The 18,834-nt window shown below is 69.5% G+C and carries 12 protein-coding genes; all 12 read left to right on the forward strand.

Going from position 1 to position 18,834, the window contains the following annotated elements; translation table 11 throughout:
* Positions 1–491: 491 nt before the first annotated feature.
* From IU450_RS23045 to IU450_RS23100, 12 genes are read left to right on the forward strand one after another with little or no spacing between them, the layout of a single operon-like run.
* Positions 492–755: an acyl carrier protein gene (locus tag IU450_RS23045; RefSeq protein ID WP_195151814.1), complete on the forward strand. Its 264-nt coding sequence runs from the start codon at positions 492–494 to the stop codon at positions 753–755.
* Positions 752–6,673, forward strand: coding sequence for an aminotransferase class III-fold pyridoxal phosphate-dependent enzyme (locus IU450_RS23050; RefSeq protein WP_195151815.1), 5,922 nt, complete (start codon positions 752–754; stop codon positions 6,671–6,673). Before IU450_RS23045 ends, IU450_RS23050 begins: the two co-directional genes overlap by 4 nt.
* Positions 6,670–7,524, forward strand: a complete 855-nt coding sequence (locus IU450_RS23055; RefSeq protein WP_195151816.1) for a hypothetical protein — start codon at positions 6,670–6,672, stop codon at positions 7,522–7,524. Before IU450_RS23050 ends, IU450_RS23055 begins: the two co-directional genes overlap by 4 nt.
* A complete protein-coding gene (locus tag IU450_RS23060) occupies positions 7,521–7,775 on the forward strand; it encodes an acyl carrier protein (RefSeq protein ID WP_195151817.1) in 255 nt (84 codons plus the stop codon). The genes IU450_RS23055 and IU450_RS23060 overlap by 4 nt, the downstream gene beginning before the upstream one ends.
* On the forward strand, positions 7,772–9,520 hold the full coding sequence (locus IU450_RS23065) for an AMP-binding protein (protein ID WP_195151818.1): 1,749 nt from the start codon (positions 7,772–7,774) through the stop codon (positions 9,518–9,520). The genes IU450_RS23060 and IU450_RS23065 overlap by 4 nt, the downstream gene beginning before the upstream one ends.
* Positions 9,517–10,923: a cytochrome P450 gene (locus IU450_RS23070; protein ID WP_195151819.1), complete on the forward strand. Its 1,407-nt coding sequence runs from the start codon at positions 9,517–9,519 to the stop codon at positions 10,921–10,923. The genes IU450_RS23065 and IU450_RS23070 overlap by 4 nt, the downstream gene beginning before the upstream one ends.
* On the forward strand, positions 10,920–13,667 hold the full coding sequence (locus tag IU450_RS23075) for a PEP/pyruvate-binding domain-containing protein (RefSeq protein ID WP_195151820.1): 2,748 nt from the start codon (positions 10,920–10,922) through the stop codon (positions 13,665–13,667). The genes IU450_RS23070 and IU450_RS23075 overlap by 4 nt, the downstream gene beginning before the upstream one ends.
* Positions 13,664–14,956 carry an aminotransferase class I/II-fold pyridoxal phosphate-dependent enzyme gene (locus IU450_RS23080; RefSeq protein ID WP_195151821.1) on the forward strand — a complete coding sequence of 431 codons (1,293 nt, stop codon included), beginning with the start codon at positions 13,664–13,666 and terminating at the stop codon, positions 14,954–14,956. The genes IU450_RS23075 and IU450_RS23080 overlap by 4 nt, the downstream gene beginning before the upstream one ends.
* 1 nt (position 14,957) lies before the next feature.
* Complete coding sequence (locus tag IU450_RS23085) at positions 14,958–16,355, forward strand: nucleotidyltransferase family protein (RefSeq protein ID WP_195151822.1); 1,398 nt, start codon at positions 14,958–14,960, stop codon at positions 16,353–16,355.
* Positions 16,352–17,086, forward strand: coding sequence for an HAD family hydrolase (locus IU450_RS23090; RefSeq protein ID WP_195151823.1), 735 nt, complete (start codon positions 16,352–16,354; stop codon positions 17,084–17,086). Before IU450_RS23085 ends, IU450_RS23090 begins: the two co-directional genes overlap by 4 nt.
* Positions 17,071–18,012, forward strand: coding sequence for a diacylglycerol/lipid kinase family protein (locus tag IU450_RS23095; RefSeq protein WP_195151824.1), 942 nt, complete (start codon positions 17,071–17,073; stop codon positions 18,010–18,012). Before IU450_RS23090 ends, IU450_RS23095 begins: the two co-directional genes overlap by 16 nt.
* On the forward strand, positions 18,009–18,818 hold the full coding sequence (locus tag IU450_RS23100; RefSeq protein WP_195151825.1) for an SDR family NAD(P)-dependent oxidoreductase: 810 nt from the start codon (positions 18,009–18,011) through the stop codon (positions 18,816–18,818). The genes IU450_RS23095 and IU450_RS23100 overlap by 4 nt, the downstream gene beginning before the upstream one ends.
* The last annotated feature ends 16 nt before the right edge of the window (positions 18,819–18,834 follow it).

The following is an 18,834-nucleotide window of genomic DNA, read 5'->3' on the forward strand; positions in this document are numbered from 1 at the left end:
TCTGCCGATTGAACACCGCGTGAACAGCGGAGTTTCCAAAAGTGGAGAAATTATTGTGTCGCGCGGTGACAGCTGATGCAATCCCCTATGGGAGACCTGTTGTCAAATCGTCTGGGACAGCTCATTTCACGTCTCGCTTTCCATGGGGTTCGGCTTTGTTTCCGGAAACATAGTCGAGGAAATTAGCCGAAGAATTGCCTTCCCATGAAACATGCTGTTGTCCAGTGCGTTTCGGATTGCAGCTCACATAGTGCGGGTGTACAGATGTGGGAAGCGTGGTGGTGTCGCAGGACCCGGCACGCAGAAGGCGGGACAGCGAGATTCGGCTGCCCCGTTCGCGGATATCGGAGGGCAAGTGATCGCGGACTCGGCAGGCCAAGAAACCTGCACTGAACTGTGTGGATCCGGTTCGAAACAGTCGTGTGAACCTCGATCGGCACATATGTACCGTGCGCGCGGAAAGAGCCGCCAGACGGTGGAGGAGGCGCTGAATGAATGAATCCGATGCTGTGACACAACGGGTGCTCGCGATATTCTCGCGTGGACTTCGGGCGGTCGAAATAGACCCCGACACACCCTTGCTGGATTATGGCTTGGACTCGGTGCGGTCGGTGGAGTTGGTGGTCGAGCTCGAGCGGGAGTTCGAAATCGCGATCTCCGACGAGGAGGCGGCGACACTGCACACCGCGCGCGAGGTGATCGCGTGTGTGACAGCGAAGACGGCCCGCGTTGCGCGGGTCAAGGCGCGAGCGTGACCGCGCGTACCGGACGGCAGGAACATATGCCGCCCACCGAATCGGACACCTTCGACGATTTCGCCGAGTACAACCGTCCTGGCCTGGCCCGACTGCTACGAGCCTGCCACCTGGACGTGGTCTATACCGCCGCCGAGGGCGACTATCTCGTCTGCGCCGACGGCACCCGGGTTCTCGATCTGGTCGGCGGCTTCGGCGCCGCACTGTTCGGGCACAACCATCCGGCGCTGGTGCGGGCTGCGACGGCGACGCTGAACCAGCAGGTGCCATTCGTGGCGCAGGGCAGTGTCCGGCCCGGTGTCGCGCGGTTGGCGCGGCGGCTGTCCGAGTCGGTCGGCGCGCGCACCGGCCGGGAGTACGTGGTGACTTTCGGTTCCACCGGGGCCGACGCGGTCGAGGCAGCGATACGGCACGCCGCGGTCGCGCACGCACGCGCCCTGTCGGAGTTGGACGCCGAGATGCGGCGGACGCTGCGTCGGCTCCGGCGCGACCGCCTGCACGACGTGCGCCCGTCCGCGCCCACCGCAGACCCGGAGATGCGGACCGCCGCGGCCGTGCTCACCGAGTCGCTGGACCGCATCGCGCGGCTGCGCGAGCGCGGACCGGTGTTCGTCTCACTCGCGGGCGCGTTCCACGGAAAGAGCGTGGGCGCCTTCGCGCTCACCGAACACGCCGATACGCCGACCGACTTCGTCGTGCCCGGCCCGGAGCGGCGACGGCTCGCTACCTGGGCACCGGACGAGGTGGCGAGCGCGTTCGCGGACGAGCTGTGCACTGTGGGCGTCATCGGCTTCGGCTCCGACGGTGCGCCCGTACGCACCTGGCGGCATCTGTCGCCCGTCGCGGCGGTGTTCGCCGAGCCGGTGCAGGGTGAAGGTGGCGTGCGTGAAGTTCCCGCCGAAACCCTGCTGGCCCTGCGCGAACTCGCGGATCGGCACGCGGCGGCGTTGGTCTTCGACGAGATCCAATGCGGCATGGGCCGAACCGGCACGTTCCTGGCGTCGGCGCCGTCGGGTGTGCGCGCGGACTACTACCTGATGTCGAAATCGCTCGGCGGCGGACTGGTCAAGATCGCCGCGCTGCTGGTGGACCGCACGCACTCCGTCGCCGACTTCGGCCGCTACCACACCTCCACCTTCGCCGACGACGAACTGTCCGCGACGGTCGCGGATGCCGCGCTGGACTTGTTGCGCGACAACCAGATCCGGATCAGCGACGCGGGTGCGCGGCTACGGTCGCGGCTGGACGAGGTGGCCCGTCGCTGGCCGCGGGAGATCGTTGCGGTGCGTGGGCGCGGCCTCCTTCAAGGCGTGGAGCTGCGGGCGCCGCAGCCGGAATCGGCGCTGCTGCGCGAGATCTGCGCGCCCGACATGTTCGGCTACGCGGTAGCCGGATACCTGCTGCACCGGCACGCGATCCGCATGTTGCCCACCCTCTCGGCGCCCACGACGCTGCGGGTCCAGCCCTCGGCCTTCGTCACCGAAGCCGATATGGGGCGGCTGACGGAAGCGTTGGACGACGTCGCCGCACTGCTGCACCGCGGCCGCTACGACCGGCTGCTGGCGCACCTGGCGGCCCCGGTCACCACGAAAACCACTGCGTCGGACCGCACTCCGCTGCCGCGGCGGGCCGACACCCCACCGGCGCGGGACCCGCGCGCGCCGCTGCGAGTGGCGTTCCTGGCGAACCTGCCCGAGACCGGGGATCTACGCCGGTTGGCCCCCGAGCTGGAGAGCTGGACCGACCCGGAATTCGCCGCCCTGTTCGAACGTCTGCGCACCGTGGCCGATCCGTTCGAGCTGACCAGGCAGACGATCTCCGCACCGAACGGCGCCGAGGTCGAGATGCTGTTGCTCGCGCTGCCGCTGACAGCCGAGCAGATCGTCGCGCATCAGCGTGCCGGTGAGCGGACCTATCTGCGCGAACTGGTGTGGCACGCGGTGGAACAGGCGATCGCGGCCGGGGCCACGGTGATCGGTCTGGGCGGTTACACGTCGATCGTCACCGATGCCGCTCGCGAGGTGGCGGAAGACACCGTCACGGTCACCTCCGGCAATGCGCTCACCGCGGCCTGCGCCTACGAGGTGCTCAGCGCCGAACTGGCCGCACTCCCGCCGGGACAGCGGCGGGTCGGCGTCCTCGGCGCACTCGGCAATATCGGCGCGGTCATGGCCGAACTGCTCGCCCCGCTCGCCGACTCGCTGGTCCTGGTGGGCAGGTCCGGCGCAGAGACACGCCTGCGTCGAGTGGCCGGCGGACTGCCCGGCGAGGTCGTCGTGAGCGAGGATCTGGCCGCCCTACGGGACTGCCGGGTCGTGGTGACCGCGACCAACTCGGCGGAGCCGCTGATCACCGCCCGGCATCTCGCCGCCGATCACCGGGTGCTGATCTGCGATCTGGCCGTACCGGGGGACGTGGACCCGGCGGTCGCCGAGCATCCGCACCTCACCCTGCTCGACGGCGGCCGCATGGCGCTGCCGCTGGGCCAGACCCCTTCCTTTCCCGAAACCGGGTTGCCCGTGGGAATCGTGTACGCGTGCATGGCCGAGACGCTGCTGCTCGGCTTCGAGCCGCGCACCGCGAGCCCGTCCTACGGAGCGCTCACCGTGGCCGGCGTCCGCTCGGCGCGGAGTCTGGCCGCTCGCCACGACGTACGCCCGGTTCTGCTTCCGACAGGAGCCACCACCGTGATCACTCCCGCCACCGCGTCCGCCCCGATGTTCCTGGGCGCGGCCGACTTCACCCCGGCGCGGGCCGGCGGCAAAGCCGCCACCCTGCACGAATTGCTGGCCGACGGCTTCGCAGTCCCACCCGGCTTCGTCGTGCCCGCCGACCTGGACCTGGACGGCGTCACCGACGACGAGCTGTCCGGCTGGGTGCGGGCCATCGGCGGGTTCCCGGTCGCCGTGCGCTCCAGCGGTGTCCTCGAGGATCTGGACGACGCCAGTTTCGCGGGGCAATACGAGTCGTATCTGGACATCGCGGACACGGCCGCACTGCGGACGCACATCCAGCAGTGCCGGGCGTCGGTTCGGAACGAGCGCGTGCGGGCGTATCTGTCCCGGCGTGGGATGGGCGACACGGACGCGACGGTGGCCGTCCTGGTGCAGCGCATGATCGAGGCCCGCTGCGCCGGCGTCGGTTTCAGCATCGATGTGCTCACCGGAGTCGAGGAGCACGCCGTGCTGGAGACCTGCCACGGTGTGGGTGAGCGCCTGGTCTCCGGGCAGGTCACACCGACTCGCTACACACTGCGTCTGGCCGACGGCGGGGTGGTGACCCGCGACGCGGGCGACGAGGACGTCGTGCTCGCCGCGGCCGACACCACAGCGCTGGCGGCGTTGCTGCTCGCGGTGCAGGCCCGCCGGCATCGGCCGCAGGACATCGAATGGGCGATCGACGGCGACGGCGCACTGTGGTTGCTGCAGTCCCGTGCGGTGACCGCGATCAGCTGGCGCACCGACATCGACCAGTTCTCCGATGCGGACCTACGGGACGGCGGCGTCTCGGCCCGGGTGTGCACACCGATGATGTTCTCGCTGTACGACAACGCTTTCCAGTACTCGATGCAGCGCTTCTTCGAAGGGCTCGGCTTGGCCGGGCCGGGCGAGGAGGCGGACTGGATGGCCATGTACTACGGCCGGGCCTACTGGAACGTGAGCGCGGTGAAGAAGTGCTTCCAGCGCATTCCGGGTTTCGACGAGCAGCACTTCGATGACGATCTCGGCGTCCTCAACGAATACGGCCCCGACGGGCCGATCCGCACGCCGAACACGCCGTTGACGATCGCCCGCGCGCTGCCCGTCGCGCTGGCGGTGCAGCGCAGCTACCGCGACCAGCTCGCCGCCGTCGACAGGTTCGCCGCGAGCTGGCCCGCCAAGTACGAGGCATGGCGGGAGCGGGTGCGAGCGCTACCGCACACCGACGAGGCGACCTTCGCCGCCGACCTCGCCGACTGCCTGCTCACGCTGCACGCCGCCACCGAGCGCACCTACTTCACGACGATCTATCACAACTCCAGCGTGCAGACCGATTTCAAACAGCTGCTGGACAAAGTCGACGCAGCGACCGGCGCGACCAGCTCCGCCATCGACCTGATGGGTGGTCTCGCCGAGATCAGCCACATGGCACTGCAACGCGGCATCGTCGAATTGCACCGAGTAGCACAGGATTCCGGGCTGGACGGCCCGGCGTGGGACGACGCGCTCGCGGCTTTCCTCGCCGAGCAAGGCTTCCACGCCGACGCCGAACTCGACCTCACCTGCCCGCGCTGGTCGGAGGACCCGCAGCGGGTGCGATCGATGATCGCGGTGATGCTCGACCACGGCACCGCGCCTGCCGACCCCGCGACCACGCTGGTGGAGCAGCGCAAACGCTATGAGTCCGAACTGGCCGCGGTCCGCGCCCGGGTGCGTGCCCGGCCGACGACGCGAGTGCGGTATGCCAAGGCGCTGGACAAGCAGATCGAGCGGATGCGGCGCTATCTCGTCGCCCGCGAGCGGATGCGCGAATTCTCCTCGCAGTGCTACGCCGTCGTGCGCGCCTACGTGGTGGAAGCGGGCACCCGCTTGGCCGCCGCGGGCGCGCTGGAACACCCCGACGACGCGTTCCAGCTGACCATCCACGAGCTGACCGATCTGGTCGCGGGCCGGGTGGACGCCGCCGGCCTCGCGTCCGTGCTCGCCTATCGCCGGGCGATGTACGCGGGATACCGCGATCTGACGCCACCGCACGAACTCGGTGGCGGCGTGACCGTCGCGGCGGTGCGCGCCGTCGCCGACGGTGACCTGACCGGCCTCGGGTGCAGCCCCGGCGTTGCCGAGGGAACGGCCCGGGTGATCACCGCGCTCTCCCACATCGACCAGTTGCGTGAGGGCGACATCCTCGTCACGCGCTTCACCGACCCGGGCTGGACTCCCGCCTTGGGCTTGGTGGCGGGTGTGGTCACCGAGGTGGGCGGCATGTTGTCGCACGCCGCCGTGATCGGGCGCGAGTACGGCATCCCCGCCGTGCTGAATGTGGCGGGTGTGACGAACGCCGTGAAATCGGGTCAGCGGATCCGGATCGACGGCAGCGCGGGCGTGGTGCGGATCCTGGACGCCGACCCCGTCCGAGATTCCGCGCCGGACAGCCCGGCCCTGGCCGAATCGGTCGCCGGCCAGCCGCTCCCGGACATCGCCCCACGCACCGAGCCGGAAGCGGACGTCCGCGTGATCCCGGAAACAGTCATGAACACATCGGATCTTGCCGCAGCACCCCGCGCCCGGCGCGGTATGGGAAAGGACACGACACTGACCGCACGTAAACGTCTCATCTGCCTCGCGGGTGGTGACGGCTCGGGCAAAACCACCCAGGTGGCCAGGATCGCCGCCGAATTCGAGGCGCAGGGACACAGCGTCGCCGCGGTGACGATCTGGGACGCCTTCCTCGACCCGAAAATCTCCTCGAAACTGCCCTGGGGCAGTCCCGCCGAGATCTACAGCTACCTCCAGCTGCTGACCCCGCTCAGCCGCGCGCACTTCCTGTTCCACGCCATGCAGCTGTCACTGGACCTGGCCGCCGAACGCGGCGCGGACATCTTGCTCGCCAACGCGTACTGGTACAAGTACTACGCCACCGAAGTCGCCCACGGCGGCGATCCGGTCGTACTGCGCAGCTTGGCGGCGGGATTCCCGGAACCCGACCGCACTTTCTACCTCGCCGTGCGGCCGCGGGACGCGCTGGGCCGCAAACGGTTACGCAGCGACTACGAGAGCGGCTACGGCGACGAGGAGTCGTTCCTGGCCTTCCAGCAGCGCAGCCACGAGGCGCTCGACGCGTTGTCCGACGAGTTGGGATGGATCCGGCTCGACGGCACTGCGGCGCAGGCCGAGATCACCGAGGCCGTGCTCACCCAGCTGCGCGAGGACGACCGATGAGCGGACAGACCCGCCGGGTGGCCCTGGTCGGCATCGACGGGGCGGGCAAGTCTTCGGTGCTGGCCGCGCTCCGCGCGCTGGCGGGGGAATCCGAGGGCGGCGGGTTCGCCTCGATGACCTGTCCGGACTTCCACGACACCGGGAACGTCCCGCTCACCGATCTGTCCCGGCAGCTGAGGGCATTCAGCGTCGGCTGCGACGAGATCGGCGACGTGGCGATGAAGGCCACCGCGATGTACTTGCAGATGACCCTGTTCGGGCCGGTGGAACAGCACTTTCTGCGCACCTGGTCACCGGATGTGCTGGTGTGCGAACGGCATCCGCTGATCGAACTGCTCGTCTACGGTCCGCTGTACGTGGCGCTGGCGGGCAACGACGGGCGCTGCCGCGAGCGGCAGGACGAGATCGCCGCGGTACTGGAGCGCCACCAGCCCGGCACTTTCGCCGACATCCTGGCGTGGCAGCACGCGCAGGCCGCGCGGCTGGGCAGCTCGCCGGACCCGTGGCTGCTGCTGTCGGAGATCGCGGAGCTGGTGAGCCGCGACATGGCAGGCGCGGTGTCCGGGTTCGCCGAACGGTTCCGCACCACCCTGCCGGATGCCGTGCTGTGGCTGGACGCCCCGCCCGAGCAGGCAGCGGCGCGCTGTGTGCAGCGGTCGGGGCACGGACCCGTCGAGGCCCACGAGACCGCCGAGCGGCTGACCGCCCTGCGCGCAGGCTACGAGCAGGTGCGCGAGACCCTCGCGAGCACGTTCCCGGAGGTGGGATTCCACCGCATCGACACCGGCGACGACGTCGACCTCGAGGAATCGGTGCGCGCCTGCGTGACGGAAGGGAAATTGCTCGGATGAGCGCACGCGACGACATCGGCTCGGCCGATCTGGAGGCGCGGGTCCGCGCGATCGTCGGGGAGGTGCTGTGGGTGCCCGCGGCCGACCTGGACCCGATGGCGCCGCTGATCGACTACGGACTCGACTCGCCGACCGCCATCGAACTCACCATTCAGCTGGAACAAGCCTTCTCCGTGAGCATCCCGGAGGACGTCGCCGTCCGGCTGACCACGGTCGCCACGATCGTGCGTTATGTGAAGGACCAGACATGACCACACCATCCCGGGAACTGCGCCCCGAGCACCCGAGCATCGTGCACGCACTGCTGGCGGCCGGCGAGCGAGGGGTGGCGGCGGCATCGACGATCATCCTCGCCGAGCGCGCCACGGCGCATGACGATGACGAGATCCATTGGCGGCACGATGATCTGCTGGCCGTCGCGAGCCGCGCGGCGGCTGGTCTGGCCGCTTCCGGCGTACGTCGGGGCGACCGGGTACTGCTGTGCCTGCCCACCTCGGCCGAGTTCGTCACGGCGTTCTTCGGCGCACTGCTGCTCGGCGCGGTGCCCACCGCGATCGCCACCCCGGGTGGGTTCGGGGCCGCGGAGATCTTCCTGGATCGATTCGACCGGTTGCTTGCCTATCTGGAGCCGACGGCCGTGGTGAGCACCCCAGCGGTGGTCGCCACGCTGTCGCTGCCCGCATCGGTCGCGGCGATCGACGCCTCGTCGCTGCATGCGCTGGCTCGTACACCGGACGCTCCCGCGCTCGCGCCCCACCTGCCCGCACCGGACGACCTCGCGTTCATCCAAGCCACCTCCGGCTCGACCGGTACGCCGAAGGGGGTTCAGGTCACCCACGCGAATCTCGCCGCCAATTGTGAGCAGATCGCCCGCGCCGCCGCGATCGGACCCGGCGACACCTGGGTCGGCTGGCTGCCACTGCACCACGACATGGGCCTGATCGGCGGATTCCTCACACCGCTGTTCCGCGGCATCGACGCGGTGCTGATCCCGCCGAGCCGATTCCTGCGCCACCCGGCGGACTGGCTGCGCGCGGTCGCCCGGCATCGCGGAACCATCACGGCCGCACCGAACTTCGCCTACGGCTACGCCGCCGCGCGGATCGCCGACAGCGAACTCGTCGGAGTGGATCTGTCCGGATGGCGCTTCCTGTTCTGCGGCGCCGAACCGATCCACCCGCCCACGGTGCGGCGGTTCGTCGACCGGTTCGGCGCCTGGGGACTTCCCGCGGACGCGCTCGTGCCGTGCTACGGGCTGGCCGAGGCGTCGCTCGCGGTGACCGTGTCCGGTCCCCGGGCGCCGATCGCGTTCGACTCGGTCTCCCGCCGCAGGCTCGCCGAAGACGGTGTCGCAGTGGATGTTCCGGCCGATGACCGCGACGCGCTCGACATCGTCGACTGCGGTGCGCCGGTGGTGGGCACCGAGGTTCGCGTGGTGGACGAGGACGGTTCGCCGCGCGGCGCGGATCTGATCGGGCACGTGCAATTCCGTGGACCGTCCACCACGCGGGGCTATTTCCGGTTACCCGAAGCCACCGCCGCCACCCGCGCGGACGGCTGGTGGGACACCGGCGACATCGGCTACCTGCGGGATGGGCGACTGCGAATCACCGGGCGAGGCAAGGACCTGATCATCATCCGCGGCGCGAACTACCTGCCCACCGACTTCGAGATCGCCGCCGAACAGGTGCCGGGTGTGCGACCGGGTGGCGTGGTCGCGGTGGGGCGAACGGATGCCGAGAGCGGATCGGAAGAGCTGCACTTGATCGTCGAATCCGCCGAGGCACCGGCCGGGCATGCCGCGCTGGCCCGCGCGGTGCGCGCCGCGGTGAGCAAGCGCACCGGAGTGCTGGCGGCGGGTGTGCGGATCGTCGCACCGCGCAGCATCCCCAAAACCACCAGTGGCAAGGTCCAGCGCGCCGCCGCGCGGACCCTTCTGAACGACGATGCCGACGAGTTGGTCGGCGCCGTGCGCGGGGGAGGCGGGGCGCGATGACACCGCCGACGAGAACCGGTGATCGCCGCCTCGACGGTCCGGCCCTCCGCCACCCACTGGGCGCCTACGCCCGCTATCGGGCCGACCCGCTCAGCCTGTTCTACGAGTCCGCGCTCGGCTATGGCAGCGTCCGGCTGCGGCTGGCGCACCAGCACGTACACCTGCTGGTCGAACCCGCGCACATCGAACAGGTGCTGGTCACCCACGCGGGCCGCTACGAGAAGGGAGTCAGCTACCGAAGCCTGAACCATTTGCTCGGCCCCGGCCTGCTGACCAGCGGCGGCGAGCTGTGGAAACGGCAGCGCGCCTTGATCAAGCCGGTCTTCGCGCGCCGTCACGTGGAGACCGAGATACCGCTCATGGTCGAATGCGGACAGCGGATGCATACCCGCTTGGATACGCACGCCGCGAACGGCGAGGCCTTCGACCTGGTGCCCGAGCTGATGGGTTTCGCCGCCGACGTCGTGTGCCGCGCGGTACTCGGAGCGGACCTCGACGGCGTGCTCCCGCAAATCGAAGACGATGTGCGCCAGGGTGTTTCGTGGGTCATGCGGCACATGGCCGCACCGATCCAGCTCCCGCCGCGGCTCCCGACGCCGGGTAACCGGCGGCTGCAGGCGGTGCGCCAACGGTTGCACCGAGTGGTGGACGAGGTGATCGGGCGGCACCGGCAGACCGACGACGCCCACTCCCTGCTCGCCCGGTTGCTCGCCGCCCGCGACGACGCCGGGCACGCGATGGACGACGAGCAACTGCGGCACGAGGTGCTGACCTTCCTGCTCGCCGGTCACGAGACCACCGGAGGGGCACTGGCCTGGACGATCTACGAACTGGGCCGCAACCCGACGGTGCTCGAGCGGGTGCGCGCGGAGATCGACGCGTGGCCGGACGCACCGGACGATCCGGACGCCGTGCGGGCCGCGCTGCCCCGATTGGAGTACACCGGCCGCGTGATCGACGAGGCGATGCGCCTGCATCCTCCGGCATGGGCGTTCAGCCGCACCGCACTCGAGCCGGACCGCTTCGACCGGTTCGACCTGCGGCCCGGCGCGATCGTGGTGATCAGCCCGTTCGTCAACCATCGGCTGCCGCGGTTCTGGGATTCGCCGCTGACCTTCGATCCCGACCGGTTCACGAAGGAGCGGAACCGGGCGCGTCCGCCGTTCCGGTACTTCCCCTTCGGCTGGGGCGCGCATCTGTGCGTCGGTCAGCAGATGGCGCTGATCGAGATCCGGGTAGGTCTCGCGATGCTGCTGTCGCGCTACGACATCGAACTGGTGAACGGGATGCGGGTGCGTGAACGCCCCGAGATCTCCAACACCCCCGACCCGGTCCTGGTCCGGTTGACCCGGCGCGAGCGCGCCGTCCCGGCGACCCGGGCCAGACAGGAGGCCGCACGATGACCAGTACCACCACCGGCGCGATACAGCGCGCCGAAACCCTCGCGGCGGACCCGGCGGCAGCCGCGGGTGCGGGTGCCAAGGCCGCGAATCTCGCCAGGTTGCAGGCCGCCGGGCACCGGGTGCCGCCGTTCGTCGTGCTGGGCACCGACACGTGCGCACGGCTGCTGGCCCCGTCCGCCGCTGCTGTCGCCGACTTGCTTGCGGGCCTCGACCCCCACGATCCGGCCGCACTGCGGTCCGTCTCGACCCGGATTCGAACGCTCATCGAGGGACAACCGTTGCCCGGTGACATCGCGGCCGAGCTGGACACCGCAGTCGCCGATCTGTCCGGCGCCGGTTCAGCCGCTACGGCTGAGGTGCGATTCGCCGTGCGTTCGTCGGTGCGCGGCGAGGATTCGGCCACCGACTCCTTCGCCGGACAGCTCGATACCGTGCTCAATGTCCCGGCGGCCGGTCTGCCCGCCGCGATCGGGACGGTGCTCGCCTCCGCATGGTCCGAGCGCGCGCTGTTCTACCGGGCGCGTCGTGGTCTCGACGACGCGCCGGTCGCCTGCGCCGTCGTGGTGCAGGTGCTGCTCGACAGCGCTGTCTCCGGTGTGGTGTTCAGCTGCAATCCGCAGACCGGAGACCCGTCCGAAGCGGTCGTAGCGGCCGCGCTCGGACTGGGCGAGGGCGTGGTGGCGGGCACGGTGGACTGCGATACCTACTTCGTCGACCGCGGCACCGGCGCCATCACGTCTCGGATCGTCACCGACAAGCGCAGCCGCGTGGTGCCCGCGCGTAACGGTGCGGGAACCACCGTCGAAGAACTCGCTGCCCCGGTGACGGACGCGGCGCTCTCTGACGCGCGAATTCGCGAATTGGCGGAGGTAGCAGGCGAACTCGCCGACCACTTCGGCGCGCCACAGGACATCGAGTTCGCCTACACGACCGATGGGCGATTGCACCTGTTGCAGGCCAGACCGGTCACGGCGACCGGTGCGCGTGAAACCGTCTTCGACAATGTCAATGTCGCCGAGTCGTATCCGGGGCTGTCGAGTCCGCTCACCTTCTCCGTGCTGCGGGCCGCCTACGAGCGGGTCTTCCGCGCCTGTCACCGCGATTTCGGAGCCACCGCGCGGATCGTGGACCGCAACGCCGCCGATCTGTATCCGTATCTGGTCGCCACCGCACGCGGTCGCATCTACTACAACATCAGCAACTGGTACCGCCTGTTCCTCGAGATACCCGGCATGGACTTCGCCATCGAAGGGTGGGAGGCGGCGCTCGATATCGAGAATCGATACCAGCGGCCGCCCCCGTCGGCCCGTGGCATCGCCCGGCTACGCGCGACCGTACTTCGGCTGCGGGTGTTGGCGATCATTGTGCTCGGCTGGCTGCGTCTGCCACGGCGGCTGCGGGCGTTCTTCGCCGCGCTGGCGGCGGCGACCGCCGACCTCGAGCGCAGACTGGACCAGGACACACCGGAGCGCGAACGCGACGCACACGCGCTGCTGGCCTGGACGGAACGTTTCTTCGACGAGCTCGTGCCCGCGTATTCGGTGCAGATCTTCAACGACTTCCTCGCTCAGCAGATGTTCCATGTGGTCGGACTGCAGTTGCGACGAGCCGGCTTGGCCGAGGACGCGGCGCTCACCCTGCGCAACGAGTTGTTCTGCGGCGAGGACGGTGTCGACAGCGTCGATCCGGTGCGGTCGGCACTGGCATTGACCGCACAGGTGCGCGCCGACTCGGCACTGCGTGCGCTTTTCGACGGCCCGGCCACCGCATACGAGGTGTGGACGGCATTGTCGGAGGATCGGTTCGCGAACTTCCACGCGGCTTGCCTGCGCCACATCACGGAGTTCGGCGACCGCACCGTGGACGAACTCAAGCTGGAGACCGATCCACTGGGCGAGCATCCCGAACGACTGGTGCCCATGCTGCGCAACTACCTGCGCGGTGGACAGAACGCCGACGACATGATCGCGCGCGAGCAGGCGATCCGTCGCGCCGCCGAGCGCGCGGCGAACGACCTGTTCGCGGGTAAACGACTACAGCGCTGGGGTTTTCGGTTCGCGCTCCGTCTTGCCCGCGAACACGTCAAGCAGCGGGAGAACATGCGGCTGGGCCGAAGCCGCTCCTTCGGTCTGGTCAAGCGGGTTTTCCGGGAGTACGGCAGGCGACTGCACACCGACGGCCTGCTGAGCGATCCGCGCGATGTCTTCTGGCTCACCTACGAGGAGATCGCGGCGCTCACCCGCGGAACGGCGGTGGACGCCGACGCCACCCGCACCGTCGCCGTGCGCAAGGCCGATTACGAGCGCTGGCGCGCCCAACGACTGCCCTCCCGCATCGTCACGACCGGGATCGCCGCGGCGGGAATCGCGGATGTGCCGCTGGAGGAACCGGACGAGAATATCGCCGCCGGAGCGCGCGTACTGCACGGAATCGGTTGTGCCCCCGGTCGCGTCGAGGCGCCCGCGCTGGTTCTGCGCAGCCCGGACCCGGACGTCGCGATCGACGGACAGATCCTCGTCGCCTCGACCACCGACCCGGGCTGGGTGTTCCTCATGGTCGCCGCGGGCGGTCTGGTCAGCGAACGGGGCAGCCTCCTTTCGCACACCGCCATCATCGGACGCGAACTCGGTATCCCCACGGTCGTCGGCGTTGCCGGAGTCACCGGCCTGATCGACAACGATGAGGTACTGGTGCTGGACGGCCGCGCCGGAACCGTGACGCTCGGGCAGGAGCAACGACGGTGACCGCACCCGATCTGGCCCACGGCGAGAACTTCAGCCTGGAGCACTACCTCGACCCCGCCGCGCACACATTCGAACAGCGTTTCGCGGAATTCCGGCCGTATGCCCAGCACGCTCGCGGCAGCGGTTTCGTGTTGCGGGAAGTGGCCGGACCGTCCGGCGCGGTCGTGCCGGTGCGCGATCCCGCGACCGGCGCGACCGATGAGCTGATCATGCTCGGGTCCAACAACTATCTCGGCCTCGGCAACGAACCATCCATCGTCGAGGCGGCCATCGCCGCGATCCGCGAATACGGCGTGGGACACGGCGGCCCGCCCTTGCTCAACGGCACCACCACCTTGCACCGGCGGCTCGAGCAACGGCTGGCCGAGCTGAAGGGCTGCGAGGACGCCATGGTCTTCTCCTCGGGCTATGCCGCCAATGTCGGCTGGGTGACCGGTCTGCTGCGCAAAGGCGATGTGCTGCTCTACGACGAGCAGAACCATGCCAGCCTCTACGACGGCATCCAGCTCGGTCGCGTGCGCTCGATGGCCTTCGCGCACAACGACCTGCGGCACCTGCGCCACCGGCTGATGCAGATCCGCTGGCGTAATCCGGGTGCGAACGTCGTGGTGGCCGTCGAGGGCGTGTACTCGATGGACGGCGACATCGCGCCGCTGGCCGAGATCCGCGCGCTGTGCGACGCGTTCGGGGCGTGGCTGGCGGTGGACGACGCCCACGGCACCGGAGTGCTCGGTGCTCGCGGGCACGGCACCGCCGAGCACTTCGGGCTCGGCCCGGGAGCGGTAGAACTGACCATGGGCACGTTCTCGAAGGTCTTCGCGGGTACCGGCGGTTTCGTCGCGGGATCCCGAGACCTGGTGGACACCCTGCGCTTCTTCGCCCGCTCTTACATGTTCTCCGCCGCGCTCGCACCCTCCGTGGTCGCGGCGGTGCTGGCGGGAATCGATTTCCTCGCCGCGCATCCCGAGCGGGTAGCGCGACTGCACGACAACGTCGGATATTTCGTGCGCGGACTGCGGTCCATGGGCTTCGCCGTCGATCCGCAGACCGCGATCATCCCGCTCCTGGTGCCGCAGCGTCTCGCCGTCGCCGATGTGGTCACCGCCCTGCACCGAGAAGGCGTGTTCGTCAATGGCGTCGAATTCCCGGCAGTGCCCCGCGACCAGCAGCGCCTGCGCATCAGCATGATGGCCACCCTCACCCGCGACCACCTCGATCACGCGCTCGATCGCATCGACGTCGTCGCCCGCCGCTTCGGCTTCCATCCCGAACAGGAAGGGATCGCTTGACATGACCGACACCGTGATAGCCGCGGGCGGGACGGAGGCCGAGCGGCTGCTGGTGCACGCTGCGCTGGCCACACCCACCGAACAGGAACGCGCCGCGCTGGTCGATCTGGCCCACCGGGTCACCGAGTGGGCCGCCTTCTTCGAGCTGGCACAACTGAACGCGACTGTCCCGCTGGTGCGGCGTTCGCTGATCGCCGCCGAGGTGTATCCGCTCGTCCCGCCGCTGGTTCGGGTACGGCTCGACGCCGCGACCGAGCGGATCGCGACCGCGAACGACCGGCGCCTGGCCGGTGCGGTGCAACTGCTGCGGCGCCTCGACGAACGCGGCGTGCGCTGCGTGGTGCTCAAAGGCATGCTTTTCGCCACCGAGGTCTACCACGACCCGCGCTACAAACGGATGAACGACCTGGACATCCTGTTGGAACCGGACCAGATCGACGTGGCCGTCGAGATCTACCGTGAGCTGGGTCTTTTCGCGACCTCGGAGCTGTTGGGGAAGGCGCCCAAGGCGCGGACCGAGCGCTCACACCACCTGCCGTCGTTCGTCTCCCGCGACGGCGCGCTCGTGGTGGGAACGCACTGGGGATTGATCACGCCGCTGGCGCCTTACACAGTCGACTACACCGCGATCTGGAAACGCGTGCGGCCCATCGACTTCCACGGTGTACCCGCATGGGCGATGGCGCACGAGGACAACCTCCACCATCTGGGCATCCACCTGCCCTACTACAAGACCGGCGTACGCGAGCTCGGTGACATCTGGAACCTGGCCCGACACGCGGGTGCGGACCTCGACTACGACCTGCTGGCCGCGCAGATCGCAGCGGCAGGCAGCGAAGGCTTGATGTATCACGCCCTCGCACTGGCCCACCGGCTGGTGCCCGACCCGCACTTCGCCGTGCTGCTGGACCGGATCGCGCCGCGCGTGGACCGATTCACCCGCGCCGACACGGCGCGCAAGATCGCCGATGTGCACACGCTGCTGCGCAGCCGCTCCACGCACACCTCCCGAATCGAGAAGGCCTACACCGAGTTCAACATGACCGCCGACCCGGGGGAGAAACTGGACGGCTTCCGGCGGTTGTGGTCCGGGTTGCTGCTGGTCCCCGGCGCGGAGGCGGCCCGGATGAACTCGGTACGCGACCCGGGCGCCCTGACCGCCGTCGGCGCCCGTCTGATCGCGCCCTACCGGCTGACCCGGGTGTTCCAGCGCGACCTAGGCCGGTGGCTGTTCCCCGCCGCGCTGGTGAAGACGGTCTACGACCTCGGCGCGGCATACGCCGGGGAGTTCCGGTCCCGCACCGGGCTCGGCGGTGCGCCGCCCGGTATCGAGGAGTACGCCGCCCGCCTCGGGCTGACCCGAGCGGACCTGCAAGCAGTACTGGACAGCCAGGAGTGAGCCCACGACCGACCGTGCTGTGGGATCTGGACGGCACGTTGATCGGGCAGCGGCGGCGCACCTTTGCGACGCTGATGCCCGCGGGAGCGGCCTGGGTATTCCGCGATCTCATGCCACCGCACCGTTTCCTGCCGCTGTTGAGCCGCACGCTGCGCGATGTACGCGCCAACGACACCGGACACACCAACACGGAGCTGATGCTGCGGCTGCTCGCCGAGCGCGTCGGCACCGGCCGCGACGTGGTGGAAGCCCGCCTGGCCCGGCTGGCAGAGGTCGAATTCGCCCGGTTGCGGGCTTGTTTCCCGGCGCGACCGGCAGCGGTGGCGGCGGTGCGCGCGCTGGCGGAGGCGGGTGCGCGTCAGGTGGTCGCGACCAACCCGCTGTGGCCGCGCAGCACCGTCGAAGCCAGGATCCGCTGGGGTGGACACGATCTCACCTCGTTCGACTTCGTCACCAGTGGCGAGAGCATGCGCCGCGCCAAGCCACGGCTCGATTTCTATCGCGAGCTGCTCGACCGGCTGGGCGTGGCGGCTGGTGACTGCGTGATGGTCGGCAACGACCCGGCCAACGACGGACCCGCGGCGCAACTGGGGATCCCGGTGTTCCTGGTCGGCGCGCGAACAACCGATATTCCACCCGCTGTGGCCCGGACCGGACTGATCACGACCGGAGACCACCGCGCACTACGCCGATGGCTCGGCATCGAGGAGGATTCGTGCTCGTCGTCCTGAACCCGCGATCGAACGCGGGCACCGCACTCCGGCGCTGGAAGCCGGTGGAATCCGTGCTGCGCGACCGGCACCCGGAGCTGTCCGTCGAACTACCCACCGACACACAGCACGCCACGGAACTGGTGCGCGCGGCCGTCACCCGCCCGGACCCACCATCGGTGCTGGTCGCCGCGGGCGGCGACGGCATGGTGAACCTGGTGCTGAACGCCCTCATGGATTCCGTCACCGACCGCCCGCGCGCCGTCGGCTCAGCACTGGGCGCGGTGGGACTGGGCAGCTCCAACGACTTCCACAAGCCGGTGCCCGACAGCGCCCTTGTCGGAAAGATTCCGGTGCGGCTCGACGCAGCGCGCGCCGGCCTGGTTGACGTGGGCAAGGCCAGCGTGCTGCTGGCCGACGGCACCCGCGCCGTGCGCTACTTCCTGCTCAACGCCAGTATGGGACTGGTCGCGGCGGGCAATCATTCGTTCAACCAGGCCGTCGGGCCGATCGGCTGGCTCAAGTCGCGCAGCGTGGATACCGCCATTCTGGCCACGGCGCTGGCCACCATCGCCACTCATCGGCCGCTGCCGGTCGCGGTGCGCGGCGGCGACTGGATGCACGCCGCCCCCATCACGAACATCGGCGTGCTCAAGAGCGTGCACTTCGCCGGCGGCATGCACTACGACACCACGGTCACCCGTGCCGACGGTCAGTTCGACGTGAACATCTGGGCCGAAGCGGGCAGGCTGCGGACACTCGGCCTGATCGCCGGGCTGTACGCCGGCCGATTCCGGCGGTCGCGGCTGGCGGTGTGCTACCGGGACGCGGTGGTGGAGCTGCGGCCCGACCGCCCGGCGCCACTGGAACTGGACGGCGAGATCACGATGGTGGAGTCGGCGCGGCTGGAGGTTCTGCCGCGGGTGCTGAAGGTGTGCGCCGCATGACGGTCGTGCTCGTCACCGGAGCCGCGAACGGCATGGGCGCGGCCACAGCGGGACATCTCGCCGCGCTGGGACATACGGTCGAAGGATGCGACCGGATGGCCGCGCCCGGCATCGCACAGGTCGACGTGGGCGATGCCGAGGCGGTGAACCGCTGGGTACGCGCCGCGCACGACAAGCACGGCCGGATCGACGCGGTCGTCACGTTCGCGGCATACGGCGTCGTCGGCGCGGTCGAGGAGACCACACCCGAGGAGGCCGCGGCGCTGTACGACACCAACGTGCTCGGCACCCACCGGGTGCTGCGAGCAGTGCTGCCACTGTTCCGCGACCAGGGCGAAGGCCGGGTGCTCGTCGTGAGTTCGGGAGCGGGTGCCATCGCCGAGCCGTACGGCGGCTGGTATTCGGCCACCAAGGCGGCCGTGGAACGGATCGGCGAGGCCGCGCGAATGGAGACGGCTGGATCCGGCGTGCACGTATCGGTGCTCATTCCCGGTTGGACGGTCACCCCGATCATCGACACGGCGGTCCAGGTGGCTACCCCGATCTCCACCTATGACCACGACCGCGCCGCCGTACTGAACCTCGTGCGCGGCTACCTGGCCGCCGGACAGCCGCCCGCAGCGGTGGCCAGGAAGGTCGCGATGATCCTGGCGGCGGACCGGCCACGGCAGTCCTACCTGTGTGGCCGAGACGTCCGCTTGTCCTTCTGGACTCGCAGGCTGGTCCCGGCCCGTGTCTATGAGCGAATGGTACGGAGGTATTACGGTATGGGGCGAGGCGCGGAACGGCATCCGCTTAGGACGTGACTCGCCCTAAGCCGGT

The organism is Nocardia abscessus, assembly GCF_015477775.1.
Taxonomy (GTDB): Bacteria; Actinomycetota; Actinomycetes; order Mycobacteriales; family Mycobacteriaceae; genus Nocardia; species Nocardia abscessus_A.

What these genes read in the sequence shown, in the direction of transcription:
- IU450_RS23070 (WP_195151819.1), top strand. Translation starts at nt 9,517, where the DNA reads ATGACACCGCCGACGAGAACCGGTGATCGCCGCCTCGACGGTCCGGCC.
- IU450_RS23100 (WP_195151825.1), top strand. Translation starts at nt 18,009, where the DNA reads ATGACGGTCGTGCTCGTCACCGGAGCCGCGAACGGCATGGGCGCGGCC.
- IU450_RS23075 (WP_195151820.1), top strand. Translation starts at nt 10,920, where the DNA reads ATGACCAGTACCACCACCGGCGCGATACAGCGCGCCGAAACCCTCGCG.
- IU450_RS23055 (WP_195151816.1), top strand. Translation starts at nt 6,670, where the DNA reads ATGAGCGGACAGACCCGCCGGGTGGCCCTGGTCGGCATCGACGGGGCG.
- IU450_RS23045 (WP_195151814.1), top strand. Translation starts at nt 492, where the DNA reads ATGAATGAATCCGATGCTGTGACACAACGGGTGCTCGCGATATTCTCG.
- IU450_RS23060 (WP_195151817.1), top strand. Translation starts at nt 7,521, where the DNA reads ATGAGCGCACGCGACGACATCGGCTCGGCCGATCTGGAGGCGCGGGTC.
- IU450_RS23065 (WP_195151818.1), top strand. Translation starts at nt 7,772, where the DNA reads ATGACCACACCATCCCGGGAACTGCGCCCCGAGCACCCGAGCATCGTG.
- IU450_RS23085 (WP_195151822.1), top strand. Translation starts at nt 14,958, where the DNA reads ATGACCGACACCGTGATAGCCGCGGGCGGGACGGAGGCCGAGCGGCTG.